Consider the following 17,957-nt stretch of genomic DNA (forward strand, 5'->3'; position numbering starts at 1 on the left):
CCATGACAAGTCGGGCCTGGGCCTGGGCCTTGCCATTGCGCGCAGGAGCATCGAGGCCGACCTTGGCACCTTGACCGTTCGGGACGTGCCCGGCACCGGTTGCGTTTTCACCATCCGGTTGCCGCGCCACTCGCTCAAGTGACTCAGGCCTGCGCCACGCTTTTTTTTTGCTTGACCCCACGGTCCTGCGCAGTGTGATGGCCTGAGATGTCCCGATGATGCTGTCAGAGTTCCTCTGGAACAATCAATCCGGCTCTATGCCATGCCCACCATTTTGGCAGGCTCACAGGACCGCCCGCACCCGGGAATGCGCCTGCCGGGCCCACTTCGGGCAATGCAAGAATTGAAAGCTGCGAGGCCACGCGGATCGCAGGCCAATGCAATCTCGAAGGACCGGGCAAACGCAGCATGTGGCCTGCTATCGGTGCCTTTAGTCAATGCTGCTGACCGGCCGCAAACAGTCGTAGGCGGCGCGAGCTTGACTCGCCGCTTGCCGCGCACCTCTTGGCCACGGGACCCTTGGGTTCCTGGCGCGCGGTACCGGTGCCGCAAGCATTGGCCTACAGCACAAAGTCGCCCCTGGAGACAAGGGCTACGGTCAAAGCGGACATACCATGGACAACTCCGCCGACCTCCGATACCTGCGCCTCCACCGCAGATTCCAAGGACGCTGTGGCCAATGCACGGCGGGCGGGAGGGGCGAAGGACGGGAGAGGGTTCTGGCATTTCGCACGAGATGTCCTGAGCAAGCCGCGCATCATGCGCCTGCGTCGCCAGCTTCCCGCTAGCAAGTCGCGCCTCATTTCATCATGTCCCACCTCGAGATCGTCGAACCCCAAAAGGCCAGCGAACAGGTACGCGCCCTCTACCTGGACTTTCAACGCCGCATGGGATTTCCCTCCGCGCCGAACTTCATCATGGTCCAAGGCCACTCCTTGGCCGCTGCGAGCGGAACCTGGGGGCTCGTTCAGAACACACTCGTGGGCGGGTCGCTTCCACGCACCCTGAAGGAGATGGTTTTCGCGGCCATCTCGGCCGACCGCAAGTGCCGATATTGCGAAGCCGCCCACCTTGCGTGCTGCCGGATGCTCGGAGTCGACGAGGTGACGCTCGAGAAGCTATCGACCAACGTTGAAGACGTTGATCCTGTCAAAGCACGTGACATCATCAAATTTGGCATCAAGTGCGCCCGCGACCCGCAGGCCCTTACCAAGTTTGACTTTGACCATCTTCGCTCCCACGGCCTGCGGGAGTCGGAGATCATGGAACTCATCTCGATGTCCGCCTTGGCCGTTTACGCGAACATCGTCGCCGACGCCACCGCGGTGCCGCCTGACGAGATGTTCGGCCGGCCTTGATTCCATGGACAAGCTGCGCGAGATCACCCGGCTGAATCTCGCGCTCGAGCTGGTCTCCGAATGCGCGGGGCTCGTCGACGTCGACGCTGTTGCACGCGTCGTTGGCGAGCGGATGCGCTGGCTCTTCGACTTCGACGTTTGCGTGCTTGCGTTGCGGATTGGCGGCGCGGTTCGTTGGCTTTCGATGCGCTCCGGCGACGAAGGACTGGCCGTCATGCCGGATGATCACGCCGTCCCGATTCGGAGCCTCGCTGAAAGGGCCATGGGACTGGGTTCCCCTGCCGCATCCGGACAGCCCCTGCTTGCTCTCGCCTATCCCCTGGGAGATGTGGCGCGCCCGCTGGGTGCGCTATGCATCGAAGGCTCGGGCGCCTACTCGAATCGCGATTTGCGCTTTTTGCACCACGTGTGCTCCGGCCTGGGAACGGCCCTCGTGCGCATCGAGCAGTCCGATCATTTGACTTCCGTCCGTACACTCGCCGCCGCGCGTGACCGGGCTGCGAGCGACGAGGCGCGGGCCGCCAATGATGCCAAGGACACCTTCCTGGCCATGCTGGGGCACGAACTGCGCAACCCTCTGGCGCCGATCCTTGCTGCCGTCGAACTGGTGCGTCGCGACCCCTTGGGCCCGACGCTGGCGCGTGTCGAGATCGTTGAGCGGCAAGCGCGCCATCTCAATCGCCTCGTCGGCGACTTGCTCGATGTGTCTCGGGTCACCTCAGGCAAGGTCACCTTGCGCCGCTCGGCGGTCGACCTGCGGGACGTGGCAGCGAAGGCGGCCGAGATGGCTCGGCCCCGTATGCTGGGCAAGGGCCAAAATCTGACGATGGACCTTCCGGGGTTCGCCGTCATGGTCGATGGCGACGAGGCGCGCCTGGCGCAAGTTGCCTGCAACCTCCTCAACAACGCATCGGCCTACAGTGCCCGTGGCGCGCAGGTCGAGCTACTGCTCCGCAGCGGCGTTGGCGAAGCACTGCTGGAAGTGCGGGACGAGGGCATCGGCATCGCCCCGGAACTCCTTGGCAGCATCTTCGAGCTGTTTGTACAGGGTGGTCGCAGCAAGGAAGTAGCGCCCGGCGGCCTGGGGTTGGGATTGGGGGTGTCCCGCGCGCTCGTCAACCTGCACAGAGGCACCATCTCGGCGTCGAGCGAGGGCGAAGGTCGTGGCAGCGTGTTCCGGGTCGCTTTGCCGCTTTTGCCCGCTGGCGCACCGGAACTTGCGCAGGCAGCTTCCGGGACGGGCGAGTCCGCGCCGGCGGACGGGCCGCGAATCCCGCGAAGAATCCTGCTGGTCGATGACAACAAGGATGCCGCTGACTCGACGGGCGAGTTGCTGAGGGACTTCGGTCACGAAGTGCTCGTCGCCTACGGGCCACTCGAGGCGCTCGCCTCCGCCATGGCCTTTGCTCCGGAGGTCGCAGTGCTGGACATCGGCTTGCAGATCATGGATGGCTATGAGCTGGCCCGGGAGTTGCACACGCGCCTGGGCTGCGGCGCGCCCGCCATGATCGCGCTCTCAGGCTACGGCCAGGAGCGCGATCGCAAGCGATCCGCCGAGAGCGGCTTCGCGGCCCACTTGGTGAAACCCGTGAGTCTGTCCGAGTTGCTCGCCAATATTGAGAGCGCTCGCGCGGGGCCTTCTGAATGCATGGCACACGGTTGAGCATTCCTTGCCACCGTCGCGATTCTTTTGCACTGGCCGGGCGACCAAGGTCAGCTCCTCATTGCAGCGGACACTTCACCAATGCGGTGAACGTCCGAGTTGGCCCGCGACTTGGAGTTCGCGCCCGAATCCGGCAGCGGTCCCTCCGTCCTTCGGGCTTATGGCCTGGGTATCCAATGGCAGCTTTCAGCGCGCTTTGGGAACAAGCGGGCCCGGCCACGAGCCTGACATGCGTCCAGGTCTGCTGTCGAGCGATCCGTCTCGAGCAAGGGAGGCGCGTGTTCGGAATTCACGCGGGTGGCGGGGCGCACGTCACTGCTCACAGCCGCACTGCGCACCAGTGTGTCGGCCCTGGCCTGGATCTTCGCAGCCAGGTCGCGCGACCAGTGTTCCTTGCCCGCGCGCTCGCGGGTGGTGGATCCGGCTCCACCGTGCTCGCCTGCAATCGTGCGCAACGCTTTGATCCTCGCGCGTTAGTCGGCCTCGACCGGAGCACGTGGTCATCGACGCCAACGCCGATGTGGTCTTCAAGGTAGGCAGGTCCCAGCGCGGCGACCTTGCACGCACCACGGGGCTGTTTCGGGCCTTGCTGGCCGATCTGGAGGCGCAGACCACAAGTATTGAACTGTTCATCCGCTTGGGGGAGTTGATGGACATGTCCGGCAACGACGAGAATGGGCGCAACCGCCGGGATCTGCTCAACGAGACCTGCCAGAAGGTGATCTCCACCGTTGGTCGCATTGACGGTGCGAAGAAGGTCACCGAGATGCTGGAGAAACTGGTGCGCGTGGAGCGCGAGGCTTACGGCATCACCATGGTCGATGCGGGCAACACCGACCCGCTGCAGTCCTTGCTCAGCGCATCGGCCGCACTGCGTGGCCCCGTGGTTGCCGAACCGCCTGATGACGATTCCGCAGGCTGACGGTCAACGGCTTCCTGCTGCGGCCGCCGAACTGGCGCGAGCTACATCTTCGGCGCGTCCCACTTGACCTTCGACGGCCCAATCACCCCGACATCTGCCCACGCCTGTGCGTCGAAACGGAACTCGGCGACGGCACAGGTGGGCATGTCGGTGATCTCGCTCGACAGCCGGTGTGCGAGGTCAGTGAACTCGGGGTTGTGGCCGAAGAGCATCACGCGGTCCAGCTTGTCATCAAGTGCGCGAACGACGGCGAGCAGCTTGTCCGGACTGGCGGCGTAAAGTCGTTCATCGACGACGATGTCCTTGCGTTGGTAGCCGATCTCGTCAGCGATGAGTTGTGCCGTCGTCAGCGCGCGCAGTGCAGGACTCGACACGAGCAGATCGGGCTTCACCCCGCGCTTGCTGAGGCGCTTGCCCATCGCGGGCGCGTCCTGGCGGCCGCGATCGTCCAACAGTCGCTCCCGGTCGGGCAAGGAAGCATCGCCGCGACTCGATTTGGCATGCCGCACCAGAAACAAGCTTTTCACGATCAACTTTCGATTTCGTTCAAGTCTATACCGGCGTGAGGCCGCCGATTCAGTAGGCTGAGGGCTGGCGGGCAGCAAGGTAGCAGGTGCAGCAATGGCAACTGCACAAAAAACGCCTTGCGCGTCGAGTCGGCGAAGGTCGAGGCGGCCACGGATGTTGGCGACGACTACGCCGGCTGGCCATCGCCGGCCGTTGGCCGCGCAAAGCGAAGGGCATGCCATGACTGGTGCGGCTGTTCGGGTTTCCCATTCGGTTGACTGCCCATGTCAGAAGCTGACCTCGGTAGGACTTTGCAGACTATGGCGCGGGACAACTCCAATGGCGGCCTCTTGGCATGCCAGGCCCGAGGTCTGATGTTGCTTGGACGGTGGTGCCGTCGCCATCTTGTCTTCGCTGTTCCACGGCGCTTCCCATCACCAGAGTTTGGCTCGCGCAGGTTGCCGTGAAGGCGCCGTGCCGAGTGTCGCTTTCTACGGCAAACAAGGCCACACAGCCAAGGCGTTCAAGCGACCCCACAAGTTGCGACGCACGCCTACCTGGGCGCCTATGCGACCTGGATCGATGCGAGCGGCTTGTACGTCGACAGCATGTTGCAGGGTGGCAGCCAGCAGCTACACCGTGCGTCCCGACGGCAACGCGCCCGTGCCGGGCAAGTCGAACTCGATCGCCGCTTCGATAGAGACCGGCAAGCTCTTCGCAGTGAGCGAGCGCTGGAGCATCGAGCCGCAGGCGCAGTTGATCTACCAGCGCACCAATCCCGACGATGTTTCGCTGAGCGGCGCACAGGTGCACTACGACACCGACAGCGGCTGGATCGCGCGCCCGGGCGTGCGCGTGAAAGGCGACCTCGCCACGGGTGCTGGAAGGCTGCAACCCTATGGTCGCGTGAACCTGTACTACGCCAGCGCCAGCACCGACGTCGTGACCTTCAACGGCCCGGCTGGGTCAAGCGTCATCGCGAGCGCGGCGGGGTACAGCAGTGCCGAGCTGGCGGCCGGCGCGACGTTGGCGCTGGCCGCCACGACCAGCCTGTATGGCGAGGTCGGGCACATCTGGAGCATTGGTGGGGACGCGAGCGTCAAGCCTTCGGTGCAGGCGTCCGAGGGGATCACGGTGCGGTGTTAAACATGGCGCCGCATTCACCGGGAAGCCACCGCCACGAGCCGTCCCGGTCGTCGGCGCCCCTCCAACTGCAAGGACTCCCCTGCATCGCTTCACGATGAAGTCGCATCACAATTCGACTTGCCGCGAACCCGGACGCCCTGCGGTCCGTCCCAAGGCTCGCACGCAGGCGCGTGTCACTTGTCATGTAAAGATCTGGAGAGAGTTCAGGAGTTCTGGTCCTGCGTGTCATGTGTATTCGCAAGCCCGGCGCTGCAATCCCGCGCCTGCTGAAACTCCAGACACTTGTCGGAACAGGGCAATGGCGCCGCGTTCCAGGTAGCGCTTGTGCATGGAAGCCCAGCCGAAACTGAGAGCAGTCTGCGTTTCGGGCCGCAACAGGCTGGCGATCGCCGCAGGCGCCGCTGCCGCAGCCCACCGACTGGTCAACGAGCATCTTCCAGTCCGAGCGCCAGCGGCCCAGGTTGTTGATCGCGTAGATGACCGGCACGCCCACCCGGGCGCAACGCCTTTTGTGAAGGCCGCAATCCCCGGCGCAATGGACAAGGCATGCGGCAAGAGCTTTTCCGCATCAGGAAAATCCCAGCAGCTGATCGGGTCGACGATCAGGCACGCCTGACCGCCGGCGGCTCGCGCCGGCGCCAACGGGTTGTTCTAGTTCGTTGCCATGGTGATCATTGACCGGGTGCTTCGCTTTTTTGTCCGCCGATCGCCAGTCCGCCTCCGTGATGGTGAATCCGCTCAACTGCAGTGCAGGTGAGGCTACGGCGATTGTTGTCGTTTTGCTGAAGCCCGCGCCTCGTACTCCAGAATCCAGTCGCGCGCTCGCGCCTGCAACGCAGCGGCTGCATCCGCGTCGTTGGCAAACTCTCCTGCCAGCGCGATCCGGCATCGAAATTCCGCGTCGCAGAAAACGTCGGCGTGATAGCTGGCTGCGCCTTCCCCGACGGTCTCGCGCTCGACCTTCGTGCTCCATCGCGCCGATGCGCCGGCCATGGGTAGCACATCGTCATGCATGTCTTTCATTCGACGGATCCCCTCTTGCCAAGACACGAATATGCGCCAGAAATCCTGTCAAGGATTAAAATTCTATCGCCGCGAGGACATAGCCTCCAGACCATGAGTAGCCATCGACTTATCCGGGAAGGGCGCCGCGGTCTCGGAATGAGTGAACAACAGTTTGCTGACGCTGTCGGGGTCAGTCGTGGGGCAGTACAGCAATGGGAAAAACCAGGCGGGACGGCGCCCAAGCGAAGCAACCAGCATCGTGTAGCCGCGCTGCTGGGCATCTCTGTCGCGGAGCTGGTGTCGGGCGGTTCCAACACCAGCCCGGGATTCGACGTGCGCGCTGAAGTGCCGCTCATCTCCGAGGTTGAAGCGGGCAACTACACCGTGATCGACAACTTCAAACCCGTCGGGAAGTTCGACACGGTGCCCGTCACTGTCCCGGTCAAGCGCCACACCTATGCATTGCGGGTGCACGGGGACAGCATGGTCAGCGAGACCATGGACTCGTTTCCGCCAGGCTCCATCGTGATCGTCGAGCCTGAAATGGAAGCGCTGCCTGGCGACTACGTCATTGTGCTCAACCATGGCAATGAGACGACGTTCAAGCAACTCGTCCGGGATGGCGGCGAGTTCTATCTCAAGCCCTTGAACACGCGGTACCCGATCAAGCCGCTGGGAACCGGAAAGGTGATCGGCGTCGTGCGCGAGTTCACCAAGAGATTCCGCTAAGAAAACCTTGTCCCGAATGGGGGGCTTGGCTGATAGATTTGCTACGTAGTGCTATATTTTCTATCGGAAATTTCGTGTTTGATTTGAGTGTCCCTTCCTTCGAGTCTGATGGAGGACGAGAGATGCCTGATGGTCAGAGACTGCTGCGCGCGATGTTGGCTTGGGAAGCTGCCTGCGAACGTTTGCACAACGCGATCCGGCCGCCCAACGGCGCACCCGTTGCAACGGATTCCGAGCGACGCGATGCGTTTGAGTTGGCTCAGGAGGGCCTTGATGCACTTCGGGCGGCATTCGACAATCCGCCGACGGCGGAGGTGGACGGCATTGGCGGGAGCCAACTCGATGAGCAACATCAGAAGGGCGCCACTTCCAACGCGCGACGATGGGTCGATGCTGGTCGGCATGCACCATGAACGCTGAGTTGATCCGGCTGCATTGATTGAGGGCTGGTGATCCCAGCTCGTCAAGCGATACCTCCCATGCCTGCCATGCCTGCCAAGACTGCTACGACCTCGACGTCGGACGATTTTGAATACCGGGGGTGGCTCGTCCACATCGTGGTCACGTCCGACGGCCCGGCGTGTCTTGGTTTTGCAGACCTCAGTGATGACGGCAAGCACAAGTGCACGGTCACATTGGCGACGGCTTGTCCGGATGAGACGACCGCGCGGTACGCTCTTGATTCCAGGGCGCGTGACTTCGTTGACGAATGGACGATGCGAAGACCCGCGCGAGAAACAGATGTCGACCTCTAATGGCCACGGTCTTTCGAGGGGCGCGTACTGAGTCCGTGTCCGAAATGGCGTGCAAGTGTTTCAAAAAGGCCCGTTGGCTGCGGTGAATGGACGGGCGGTGGGGCGTTGGCCTTGGCTGAAGAAGATAACCACGTTGAGGTGGATTTTTGGCGTGGCGCGCGCATCAAGTGCGGCGTGCACACCGGGGTGCGCGTCGCGCTCTACGTTGACGACTTGCACGCATCACAGGTGTGCATATCGAGGATTCGCACCGACCTCGGCCTGCAGGTGACGTCACAAGGGCGAACGAATCCGCCAAGGCACTTCGTTTGCTCTTCGGTGCCGACCTTGGCAAGCACCTTCAGCAACTTGCTCACATCGTGCGGAACCTTGCCGATCAAGCGACCGGGCGCTCGATCTGGCTCGGCCGTGGCGACGCTGATGCTGTCCTTGTGGACGTCCAAACCCACGTGAATCTTGCTACGCTCTTGCATGGTCGGTCTCCTTGTTGCTGACGACGCATGTCACAGCATGTAGCTCTACGTTCTTGGACGCAACCTACGATGTTGGAGACCGGCCGCCTGTCCCAGGACGGCGACCATAATGTCTAGTACTTTTGTGGTTCTTCCCGATTGGTGAATTTACGCTGCGAGGCCGATTGGTGCCCGTGAGGCGCCGAAGGATTGCGAACGCGGTGGCCGACGGTACCGGCGTGGAACCACGTCCGAACAAGCGTCGCGCGGAGCGGAATTGGTCCGAGGGCTCTTTTCCTCGTGTCCTTCTTTTCGTCGTCGCGGCTGTCTGTTTTTCCGCACTCTCCATGTCAGCTGCGTCTGCAACCTTGGGCGGCGGCTTTGCAGGTGGCTGCCAGACCCGGGCACACGATCGAAGGCGCGACACTGACCGGCTGTCAGCGGGACGGTGAGACGTCTGCGCGACCGGGCGCAGCTTCTGGCCCGCTACAGTTCCACCGGGGTCAGGGCCCAGCAAGGCCGACACGACAAGGCACGCCGTGGCCACGTGCTCCGCGAACTTCCGGCCCACGCGGAGCCACCGCTGGCAATCTGGACGCCCAGGAGATCCCGGCCCACAGCAAGGTGTGCGCCAGGTTGAGGCCGCCGTCTGGTGAGCCGGCAGGCAGCGAAAAACATCGCACCCCATCAGCACACGCGACCGACACGCTGGCGGCGCTGGGGCGCGCACTGGCCGTGAAGGGCCATGGTGGCGGCGGCATCCTTTGATAGCACCGGGCCCTCAAACGCATGGTAGCGAGCGCACACATTCAGCGGCGTCCGCCTACAAACGGATGCCGGATACACGCGCAGACGCAGCAAGCTGAAGCGGCGAAGTTTGGGGACCGCAAACCACCACGGAGACAACGCAATGGCAGAGGATGACCCCACCAAGACCGCCCTGGACCGCAAGCTGATTGCGCTGGGCGAAGAACATGAAGTGCGCAGCTGGTCCAGGGCGCCGGGCTGCACCGAAGCGCAGTTGCGGGCGGTGAAGGCCGTGGGCAACAGCGCGGAGAAGGGTGCGCGAGCACCTGCGCGCGAACAAAGCGTAAGGGGATGGCGGTGAACCCAAATTCCCAACGCGAAATGCGTGTGAGGGTCCAGCGCTTGGCTGCCGAGGCGCTGCCCTTTTTTGCGTGGCTGGAGGGACGGCCGCTGCCGGTTCAGGTCGAGCGCACGGAGCTTGTGGACGTGCTGCGCAACTTGGCGGCCGCGGGCTTTGTCCAGGCACAGATACCCGCGCTGGTGTTCAAGGCGGGGCGGGCGGTGCAGCCGCCGGCCGTGGTCACGGCACTCACAGCAGCGGGCCGCCAATGGCGCACGAAGCTGTACCGGGGTCCGGGCCCAAAGAGGCTGCTGCCTTCTGCGCCGGAAGTACACGAGGGGGAAACGTGACCGCACACGCCAGGTCGGCACGGCGCGAGTACCTGACAGGCGTAGACCGGTTCCAGCGGGTGCGAAGCATTCGCGCGTGGAATGGCCCGGGTGCAGGCGCCTCCGCGGCCGTGCTGCTTGACGTCCTCGCGGTGTCCGGACCGCCCAAGGCGATGCGTCTTGCTGGGGCGTGAGCCTTTGACCGGCTTCATTCGCGCACACAACGAGCAAAACAAGACCTCGATGGCGTATTGGACGCGGCGGCGCGCGATGATTTTGCTCCGGCGGGAGCCGTCTTCGGCTCGGCGCTCATCATTCATCCTCCAGCGGTTGCGGTCAGTGCCTGCCACTGCGGCGAACATGCGCAGTGAGACCGCGTAGCCCTCAACGACCGGTCTCAAGGCAGGGTGTGCAAAATCCCAGCCCCTTGCCAGAGCGGAAGAATCTTGTTGGTGTCCATTGGGCTGAGGAGTCCGCGCAAAGTTGAAGGCCCTTGCGCTGCAGTTTTTGATTGCCTCACGGGCGCACAGGTGCTGCAATGGTTGCTCTTGCCGTGACGAAGGAGACTCCATGGCCTACGAAGCGCGATATGTCCTGCGACCCAACCCCGGAGCCGATCTGGGGGTCATCATCGAAGCCCTGAAAACGGGCGCGGCGCTCTGGAAGAAGCACGGTGCGCCCGATCCGCAGTTGTGGGGCGTGGCCGCAGGTGAACTGGGCAACTATGTTCTGACCGTGCAGTTCGAGAACGCGACGGAGTACGCGAAGGCCTCGGATCCGTTGTCAACCGATCCCGAGTTTCGCCGCTGGCAAGCGAACAACATCCAGTCCGGAGCATTCACGTGGGTGCGTAGCAACCTCATGCGCGAGATCCCTCTGTCGTAGAGCCCGCGTGCCCGGGTAGCGTCGACTCGGGCGCCACAACGACATCACCCTGCTTTTCGCGGGTGCCGATTCTCTTCGCCGCTTCGGCGCCAGCGAAGGCTTGCGCGCGAAGGGAGGTCTTGTGATCTAATTCGGTATGACTACATTAGGTTTGTTGACAATACTGCTGCACTTCGTGTGAGATGCCCGATTCGACATGACGACACAACCAACGATTCTTGCCGCGCCGACGCGAGCCAAGCCCGCCCGCCAACTGATGACCCTGCCGGAGCAGATCGCGGAGCGCATCTTCAACGCCATCGCGAGCGGCGAATATGCGCCGGGGGATCGCATCCGCGAGGAGGCGCTGGCCGAGGAGTTTGAGGTCAGCCGCGGACCGGTTCGCGAAGCCCTGCGAATCCTGGAAAGCGATTCGGTCGTGCGCATCCTGCCCAATCGTGGCGCGCACGTCACGCAACTCTCGATCAAGGAGGTCGGCGACATTTTCGAGATTCGTCGCAAGCTCTCAGGCGCCATGGTCGCCCGGCTCGGCGCTGAGGAAGCGGTCGCGCTGGCGACGCGCATGGATGCGGACATCAAGGCGCTTGACGCGCTGGCCCAGGACCCGGATTCTGCCGCCGCCTACTTCGACGCCTCATTCCGCCTGAGCCGCCTGCTGCGCGAAAGCTGTAGCAACGAACGCATGGCCGAGATCCTGTCGTCGCTGGCGCGGCAGACCCTGCGCTATACCCAGCTTGGCCTTGCCACTCCCGCCCGGCGCAAGGAGTCGGCGCGCAATTGGCGGGCGATGCAGAAGGCCTTGAAATCGGGCGACGTGGAAGCCGCCGCAGGCGCGGCGGAGAAGCTGATCGAGGATTCGAAGCGCGAGGCCGTCAAACAGCTCGAAGCGCGCCCGGGCGCCACATGAACGCGCGATGGTGCGCCGCAACTGCGTGGAGATGAACATGAAGGCGCTACTCCTTGCCGCTCTGTGCGCGCCTGTCCTGTGAGGCTGCACGTCGACTACAACGGCCTCTGACCGGGCCACGCTGGTGGTCATGTCCGTGTTTGTACGGGCGCTCACGAACCCGGCCATTTACCTCGCGGCCATCATGAAATCGGTGACGCTGGGCCAGCAAGCCTGCTCCACCAGCGCGCGCACGGCCGGGCGCGAGTTGGTGGGTTCCACGTTGAAGGGTGCCGCCATGGCGGCCGCGGTGTGGATGGGCCTGTCGCTGCGGCCAAACCTGTGGATGTTGACGCTGTGGTTCGTCGCGGCACGGTCTGGGCGGGTGCCGGGTTGTTTCGCGTCCGGCGCACTTCGTTTACGCCTTCGTACTGGGTCAATGCGCTGATCACGATGTTCATCCTCCCGGGCCCCGCCATCGAGGACAGTGCAGCGGCAAGGACGTCTTCACCGCATCGCTCACGCGTGGCGCTCTTCGTTGCGTTCTACGCACGGGCCACGGTGTGGGTGCTGGAGCACTTGCGTGCCTGGCGATCGAAGGGACAGGCGCTGCGAAGCACCCGGACGCGAAAAGAGCTTGCTCCGTGCTGATGACCCCTGACGACCCAGATGGGGTGAGGATGGCTCGGCGGCATCAGCGACGACCACCAGGTGCTGTGCTTCGCCCTCGCGCTGTGGAACGAAGACAACCCGATCCGGGCGGCTGCGACCTTCGCGCGCGAAGTTCACACTGCTTCCGAGGTGCTGACCTGCTTTTCTCTGGGCCTGGCTTCGTCCACCAGGGGCAATTCGGCGGCTGACGCACGCGTATCTCGCCGCGACCAACTGGGTGCGCGCCCCGGATGAACCCGTGGACGACGTGCTCGCGCAGTTCCATGCGCGTCTGCTGGCAATCCTGCACGAACCCATGTTTCGCGTCGGCACCTGGTCGTTGTTGCAGTGCGTTCCGAACGGGCGCGACAACACGACGTCGGGCCACTTCATCGCGTTCCGCTGGGAACGGGCTGCGCACAAGTGGATGTTCGTGGCTGTGAACTATTCGCCGCCGCAATCCCAATGCCTCATGTGCGTTCCCTTCCCGCAGTTGGCGGGGCGCACCTTGAGGCGACAGGACCTGCTCGACGGGGGTCGATTCCTGGACTGGCCGGCCGGGCACTTCCATGTGTTTGATGTGCAATGGCTCGACTGGTCTCAACCGATGCGAACCTGGCTCAAAACACTGCTCCGAACGAGATGGCGACGACCTCGTCGCTCGACCCTGGATTGAGCCAGTTCCCTCCAGGTGTGACGCGTTGCCACGTCAGATCGCTGCGCTCGCCACCGCAAGCTCTCGTGCTGGCCTGCCAGTCCTACGCGAAGCCAGGGCGCAGCCCGGTAGCCGAGTTCGCTCCATAGAAATAGCTGCTGCTGCGGTCGTCGCGATCGCGCACGTACCAGGCTTCAGTATGGAAGTCGACCGGCCCCCGGACGACGCTGGCCCCCAGCCCCGGCACAAAGGGTCTTGATCGAACCCCATGCGCCACCCGGCAAGGGGGTCACCTCCCAGGTGAACTGCTCTCCGCCGGAAAATTTACAACCACCAAAGCAGAGCGCGAATGCCCACCGACTCATGGTTGTACCAGCCTTCAGATGCAGCGGCCCGCGAGCGCCGCCAAGTTGGCCGAGGTGCAGTTCGAACCGCCGCGAACCATGGTGGGAAAACCGTGGCAGCGAACTCCCGGGAGGGTTTCGTGGCTGCAAAGGCCCGACGCCCTCGGCCGCCTTCCTCCTCGTCCCCCCGTGCGTTCGTGACCAGGGTGGCGATACTGAGCGCGCCAGCGCTTTCAATGCGGTTTTCATCCGCCGAGCGCCATGATCGCAATCACCAATGTCGTGCCCAGTCCGGCCATCATCAGTCCGACCCTCCATCCTCTGTTGCCTGCGTAGCGCCCGAGGCCGAGGCCGCACAGAAACAGCATCACGAGCGCGATGCCACGCGAGAGATGCTTCGCCAATGCGACATCCTGCGTCAGCACGAAGGGCAGCACGACGGGAAAGGTGGCCACGACCACCAACAGGAAAATCCCGAGCGCAGCAAGAAGATCCTGGCGCTTGATCGTGGGTCGCGCGGGCAAGGACGGCCAAGCCACGATCCGACTGCGGATGGCTTCTATTTCCGCGGGTGAGACCAGGGCGGCGGCGGTTCGTGACAGGGCGTTGCGGATGAGATCCCGGCCGGTTTGCGCTTGTGGTGCGGTGCGCACCGCGTGCGCGAGCGCCAGCGATCGGCCGCGTTCCGACCAGGCGCGTACCAGGTACATCACCGCATCGACGAGCCCCCACGCAAGATTGCAGCCGAGTGCTGCGGCAAACATGGACTTGATTTCGGTCCGTCCGGCGTCCGCCACCGACACGGCACCCACGAAGGTGAGCGCCATGAGCAGACCGAAGAGTATTTCCGATATTCGGTCCACGGGACTCAGCACCGGTTCGCGAACCGGTTCGGCATGCTCTCCCCCTTGTTCCATCACGTCAGCCATGACAACTCCTCTTCTGGTGCTTGCCGGCGATTCGAAGATGCCTGGAGCGAACCGGCATATGCCCAGTGTGCTTCCTTCGGTCCTGAGACGCTACTGCAAGGAAACAACGGCAACCTGGTGGCGCGCTTTGCCCCTCATCGTGTCCTTTGCCACGCCTGAACTGCTTCTACCGCCGCCGGCGACCCATCCATCGGATCGCGAAGGGAACGCGACAGCGCCATGCCCGACGCCAGGTCCAGGTCGTTGCTCTTGAGGATGAGCTGCTTGGCAGCGCTCACACCTTCCGGGTCGTTGGAAGCGATCTGGCGCGCAATCGACAAGGTTTCATCGATCAGGCGCTCGTGCGGCACCACGGCTTCCACCAAGCCGAAGGTGAAGGCTTCGTGGGCGGAGAAGCTTCGCCCCGTCAACACCATGAAGTTTGCGCGTCCGCGACCCACCAGTCTGGGCAGGCGGACCGGACCACCCGCGCCTGGAAACGCGCCGACCTTGCTCACCTCGGGCAGTGCGAAGACGGCGCGGTCCGAGGCCACGCGAATGTCGCACGCCAACGCGATCTCGAGGGTGCCGGCGATGGCTGGCCCGTTGATCATCGCGATCACCGGAGCCCCCAGCGCCTCGATCACCTCGATGCAAGCCAGTACGGCAGCGCGCGCGTTCTGTGTTTGCACCGGCGTGAGGATCGCGCGTTCCTTGAGGTCCGCCCCGGCCCCAAAGGCCGAGCCCTCACCCGTGATGATCAGGGCCCTGAGGTCCTGCTCGTCCTGCAGATGGATCAGGCAGTCCTCCAGTTCTCGGGCCATCTCCGCGTTGATCGCATTGCGTTGATCGGGCCGGCACATCGTGAGGACACGAATGTGCGGATCCAGTTTTGTGAGCTGGATGGTCGACCATTGGCTGCCGTTCATGGTGAATCGGTGCCCAGCACCATCACCATGTACGCCGACATCACGAGTCCGCCGGCTTGCATGAGGCAGTTGCGAACGCCTTTGACCTGGCGGTCGCCGCAATCGCCGCGCAACTGGCGTACCGACTCGATCATCAATGGCATGCCGAACATGCCGCCATGGTTGAAGGACAGGCCGCCGCCCGAGGTGTTCATCGGAAACGCGCCACCCGGCGCGATGCGACCGCCCTGCACGAAGGCGCCGCTTTCGCCGCGCCCGCAAAAGCCCAGTTCCTCCAGGCCAATCAGCACGCCGATGGTGAAGGCGTCGTAGATCTGCACGAGGTCGATGTCGTCCCGGGTCATGCCGGCGCGTTGCAGCGCGAGGTGGCCCATCCTGGCGAGCACGCCGTTGTCGATCCAGTCGTCGGTGCCGAAAGGCGTGGCGTGCTGGATGTATTGCTCGGCAAAGCCCTGGACGAGCACGGGCTGGCGGGGCAGGTCGCGTGCGTGGTCGGCGCGCACCAGCACGACGGCGCCGGCGCTGTCGGTCACCTGGCAGATGTCGAGCTTGCGCAGCGGATCGGCGACCATCGGCGAGGCGAGGTAGTCGTCCATCGTGAGCGGACCCTGCGCGATCGCGTTGGGATTGAGCTGCGCCCAGTGCCGCGCAGCCAGCGCGACTGCGCCCAGGTCTTCCGCCCGCGTGCCGTAGCGATGCTTGTGCAACTGCGCCTGCATCGCATAGAAGCCGATCGGGCTCAGCATGCCGTAGGGGATAACGAACTGGCCGCTGGGCATGCGGGCGTCCTGCATCGTGCCGCCGCGCGAGCGGCTGCGGTCCAGTCGCTGCGTGCTGCCGTAGGTGATGAGCGCCACGTTGCACAAGCCGGCTTCCATCGCGGCCATGGCGTGGGCGACGTGCGTGAGGTTCGACTGTCCGCCGACCACGGTGCTGTCGACGTAGCTCGGCGTGAGGCCCATGTACTCGGTGACCAGCAGGCCAGCCGCCCGGTCATCCCAGTGCGCGAACACGCCGTCGATGTCAGCAGGCTTGAGGCCCGCGTCCAGGATGGCCTGCCGCGCGGCATCGCATTGAAGCGACAAGGCGGTGTCGCCTGGCTGGGCCTTGCCCATGCCCGCCTCGCCGATGCCGGCGATCGCGTAGCGCCCGCTCAGTGCTTTGGGGTCCATGCGGTCGTCCTTCAGGCCGTGGCGTTGGTGGCGGCCGTGAGCCGGGCGCGCACGTCCTTCTTCAGCACCTTGCCGACGGGGCTGCGCGGCAGCGTCTCCCAGAACTCGACCTGCTTTGGGGTCTTGAGGCTGCCGAAGCGCTGCTTGCACATCTCGGTGATTTCCTCGGCTGTTGCGGCGCTGCCCGGCTTGAGCTCGATCACGGCGGTGAGGCGCTCGCCCCAGTCCGCATCGGGCACGCCGACGACGGCGCAGTCCTGCACCGCGGGGTGGCCCCAGATCACCTGCTCGATCTCGCTCGGGTAGATGTTGAAGCCGCCGGAGATCACCATGTCCTTCTTGCGGTCGACCACGTACAGGTAGCCGTTGTCGTCGAACACGCCGATGTCGCCGGTGTGGTGCCAACCGAAAGCGCGGGCGGCCTCGGTGGCTTCGGGGTTGTTGTAGTAGCCCGGCGACACGAGGTCGCCACGCGCCACGATCTCGCCGCGCTCGCCCGTCGGGACGATGTTGCCGTCGTCATCCATCAGCGCCACTTCGCAGGCGCCCGACGGGCGGCCGGCCGATGCCAAGTGCTTGTCGAGCTCAGGGTCGTGGTGCACGAAATGGTCCTTGCGCGACAGGCAGGTGATGACGCCGGGCACTTCCGACTGGCCATAGCTTTGCATGAACACCTGGCCCCAGCGCGCGATGCCTTCCAGCAGCTTGTCGACCGACATCGGCGCCGCGCCGTACAGCACGTATTCGAGCGAGGAGCAATCCCGCGTCGCCACGTCGGGATGCGCCAGCAGGCGATAGATCATCGTCGGCGGCAGGAAGATGTGCGTCACCCGCTCGCGCTCGATCGCCTCCAGGATCACGCCCGGATCGGCCGAGGCCGCGATCACGTTGCGCGTTCCGAAGCGCGCCAGCGCGACCATGGTGGCGCCCGCGGCGTGCGTGAGCGGTGCGACGACCAGATGCACCGGGTCTTTCTTCGGCGGTGTGAACTGGTTGGTGATGCGGTAGGCCGTCTCGAGCGAGCGGTGGCTTTGCATGATCGCCTTCGGGCGGCCGGTGGTGCCGCCCGACGACTTGATGAGGGCGATGTCCTCGGGGCCGCGGCGCACGTTGACGCGCTGGCCGGCAAAGTCCTTGAGCCATTGCGTGATGGACGCGCCACCTTCCTCCAGCGCTTCGGTCAAGCCGATGACGCGCTTGAGCGAGGGAATCTCCGCTTTCATCCGCTCCAGATGCGGCGCGTACTGCGAATGGCAGACCAGCACCGCGATCTCGCAGAACTTCGCGAACCAGATGATGTCCTCGATCGGGTCGCGCGCATTGAGCGGCACGTAGACCGCGCCGCTGCGCATCACGCCGAGCATGGCCGGCAACACCATCGGGTGGTTGGGCGAGAGCACGGCCACGTGCGTGCCGGGCGTGACGTCGCGCACCAGCGCGGCAGCGACGGCGTGCGATGCATCGGCGGCTTGGCTGTAGCTCATCTGCATGCCGCCGCCCTGGACGAAGGTGCGCTCGGGAAACGCCGTGGCGCCGGCGTCGAAGGAATCGATGATCATGTTGTCTCCAAATAT

At 64.3% G+C, this 17,957-nt stretch carries 19 protein-coding genes; 13 read left to right on the forward strand and 6 right to left on the reverse strand.

Going from position 1 to position 17,957, the window contains the following annotated elements; genetic code table 11:
* The 4 genes from QTI66_RS33905 to QTI66_RS33920 all read left to right on the forward strand — a co-directional run.
* Positions 1 to 142: ATP-binding protein (locus QTI66_RS33905; RefSeq protein ID WP_353506263.1), on the forward strand; the 142-nt coding region annotated here is incomplete at its 5' end.
* Positions 143 to 809: 667 nt separating this feature from the next.
* A complete protein-coding gene (locus QTI66_RS33910) occupies positions 810 to 1,358 on the forward strand; it encodes a carboxymuconolactone decarboxylase family protein (RefSeq protein ID WP_286564772.1) in 549 nt (182 codons plus the stop codon).
* A 4-nt stretch (positions 1,359 to 1,362) separates the two neighbouring features.
* On the forward strand, positions 1,363 to 3,021 hold the full coding sequence (locus QTI66_RS33915) for a hybrid sensor histidine kinase/response regulator (protein ID WP_286564773.1): 1,659 nt from the start codon (positions 1,363 to 1,365) through the stop codon (positions 3,019 to 3,021).
* 496 nt (positions 3,022 to 3,517) lie between these two features.
* Positions 3,518 to 3,943, forward strand: coding sequence for a hypothetical protein (locus QTI66_RS33920; RefSeq protein ID WP_286564774.1), 426 nt, complete (start codon positions 3,518 to 3,520; stop codon positions 3,941 to 3,943).
* A gap of 41 nt (positions 3,944 to 3,984) precedes the next feature.
* Here the strand turns inward: QTI66_RS33920 and QTI66_RS33925 are convergent, their stop codons facing one another.
* Positions 3,985 to 4,470, reverse strand: coding sequence for a SixA phosphatase family protein (locus QTI66_RS33925; RefSeq protein ID WP_286564775.1), 486 nt, complete (start codon positions 4,468 to 4,470; stop codon positions 3,985 to 3,987).
* A gap of 598 nt (positions 4,471 to 5,068) precedes the next feature.
* On the opposite strand from QTI66_RS33925, the gene QTI66_RS33930 reads away from it, so the two are divergent.
* On the forward strand, positions 5,069 to 5,596 hold the full coding sequence (locus QTI66_RS33930) for an autotransporter domain-containing protein (RefSeq protein WP_286564776.1): 528 nt from the start codon (positions 5,069 to 5,071) through the stop codon (positions 5,594 to 5,596).
* A 759-nt stretch (positions 5,597 to 6,355) separates the two neighbouring features.
* On the opposite strand, the gene QTI66_RS33935 is transcribed toward QTI66_RS33930, so the two are convergent.
* Positions 6,356 to 6,610 (reverse strand): hypothetical protein, encoded by a 255-nt coding sequence (locus QTI66_RS33935; RefSeq protein WP_286564777.1) that lies wholly within the window; start codon positions 6,608 to 6,610, stop codon positions 6,356 to 6,358.
* 102 nt (positions 6,611 to 6,712) lie between these two features.
* Here QTI66_RS33935 and QTI66_RS33940 point away from each other — a divergent pair, with 102 nt between their 5' ends.
* From QTI66_RS33940 to QTI66_RS33975, 8 genes are all read left to right on the forward strand, one after another.
* Positions 6,713 to 7,330, forward strand: coding sequence for a LexA family protein (locus tag QTI66_RS33940; RefSeq protein ID WP_286564778.1), 618 nt, complete (start codon positions 6,713 to 6,715; stop codon positions 7,328 to 7,330).
* 122 nt (positions 7,331 to 7,452) lie between these two features.
* Complete coding sequence (locus tag QTI66_RS33945) at positions 7,453 to 7,743, forward strand: hypothetical protein (protein WP_286564779.1); 291 nt, start codon at positions 7,453 to 7,455, stop codon at positions 7,741 to 7,743.
* A gap of 1,704 nt (positions 7,744 to 9,447) precedes the next feature.
* Positions 9,448 to 9,645: a DUF3606 domain-containing protein gene (locus QTI66_RS33950; protein ID WP_286564780.1), complete on the forward strand. Its 198-nt coding sequence runs from the start codon at positions 9,448 to 9,450 to the stop codon at positions 9,643 to 9,645.
* Positions 9,642 to 9,974, forward strand: coding sequence for a hypothetical protein (locus QTI66_RS33955; protein ID WP_286564781.1), 333 nt, complete (start codon positions 9,642 to 9,644; stop codon positions 9,972 to 9,974). Before QTI66_RS33950 ends, QTI66_RS33955 begins: the two co-directional genes overlap by 4 nt.
* A 549-nt stretch (positions 9,975 to 10,523) precedes the next feature.
* Positions 10,524 to 10,838, forward strand: coding sequence for a hypothetical protein (locus QTI66_RS33960; protein ID WP_286564782.1), 315 nt, complete (start codon positions 10,524 to 10,526; stop codon positions 10,836 to 10,838).
* Between the two features lie 256 nt (positions 10,839 to 11,094).
* A complete protein-coding gene (locus tag QTI66_RS33965; protein WP_286564783.1) occupies positions 11,095 to 11,745 on the forward strand; it encodes a GntR family transcriptional regulator in 651 nt (216 codons plus the stop codon).
* A 130-nt stretch (positions 11,746 to 11,875) separates the two neighbouring features.
* The gene (locus tag QTI66_RS33970) at positions 11,876 to 12,172 is read left to right on the forward strand and encodes a hypothetical protein (RefSeq protein WP_286564784.1); all 297 of its coding nucleotides are present in this window, start codon (positions 11,876 to 11,878) and stop codon (positions 12,170 to 12,172) included.
* Positions 12,173 to 12,634: 462 nt separating this feature from the next.
* Positions 12,635 to 13,051, forward strand: a complete 417-nt coding sequence (locus QTI66_RS33975; RefSeq protein ID WP_286564785.1) for a hypothetical protein — start codon at positions 12,635 to 12,637, stop codon at positions 13,049 to 13,051.
* Between the two features lie 568 nt (positions 13,052 to 13,619).
* On the opposite strand, the gene QTI66_RS33980 is transcribed toward QTI66_RS33975, so the two are convergent.
* The 4 genes from QTI66_RS33980 to QTI66_RS33995 all read right to left on the reverse strand — a co-directional run bounded on the left by QTI66_RS33980 (position 13,620) and on the right by QTI66_RS33995 (position 17,942).
* Positions 13,620 to 14,303 (reverse strand): hypothetical protein, encoded by a 684-nt coding sequence (locus tag QTI66_RS33980; RefSeq protein WP_286564786.1) that lies wholly within the window; start codon positions 14,301 to 14,303, stop codon positions 13,620 to 13,622.
* A 134-nt stretch (positions 14,304 to 14,437) separates the two neighbouring features.
* Positions 14,438 to 15,211, reverse strand: coding sequence for an enoyl-CoA hydratase/isomerase family protein (locus QTI66_RS33985; protein WP_286564787.1), 774 nt, complete (start codon positions 15,209 to 15,211; stop codon positions 14,438 to 14,440).
* A complete protein-coding gene (locus QTI66_RS33990; RefSeq protein WP_286564788.1) occupies positions 15,208 to 16,383 on the reverse strand; it encodes a thiolase C-terminal domain-containing protein in 1,176 nt (391 codons plus the stop codon). Before QTI66_RS33990 ends, QTI66_RS33985 begins: the two co-directional genes overlap by 4 nt.
* A gap of 11 nt (positions 16,384 to 16,394) precedes the next feature.
* Entirely contained in the window at positions 16,395 to 17,942 is a 1,548-nt protein-coding gene (locus QTI66_RS33995) for an AMP-binding protein (RefSeq protein WP_286564789.1), read from the reverse strand.
* Positions 17,943 to 17,957: the final 15 nt, after the last annotated feature.

Origin of the sequence: Variovorax brevis, assembly GCF_030317105.1 — a bacterium.
Lineage (GTDB): Bacteria > Pseudomonadota > Gammaproteobacteria > Burkholderiales > Burkholderiaceae_C > Variovorax > Variovorax brevis.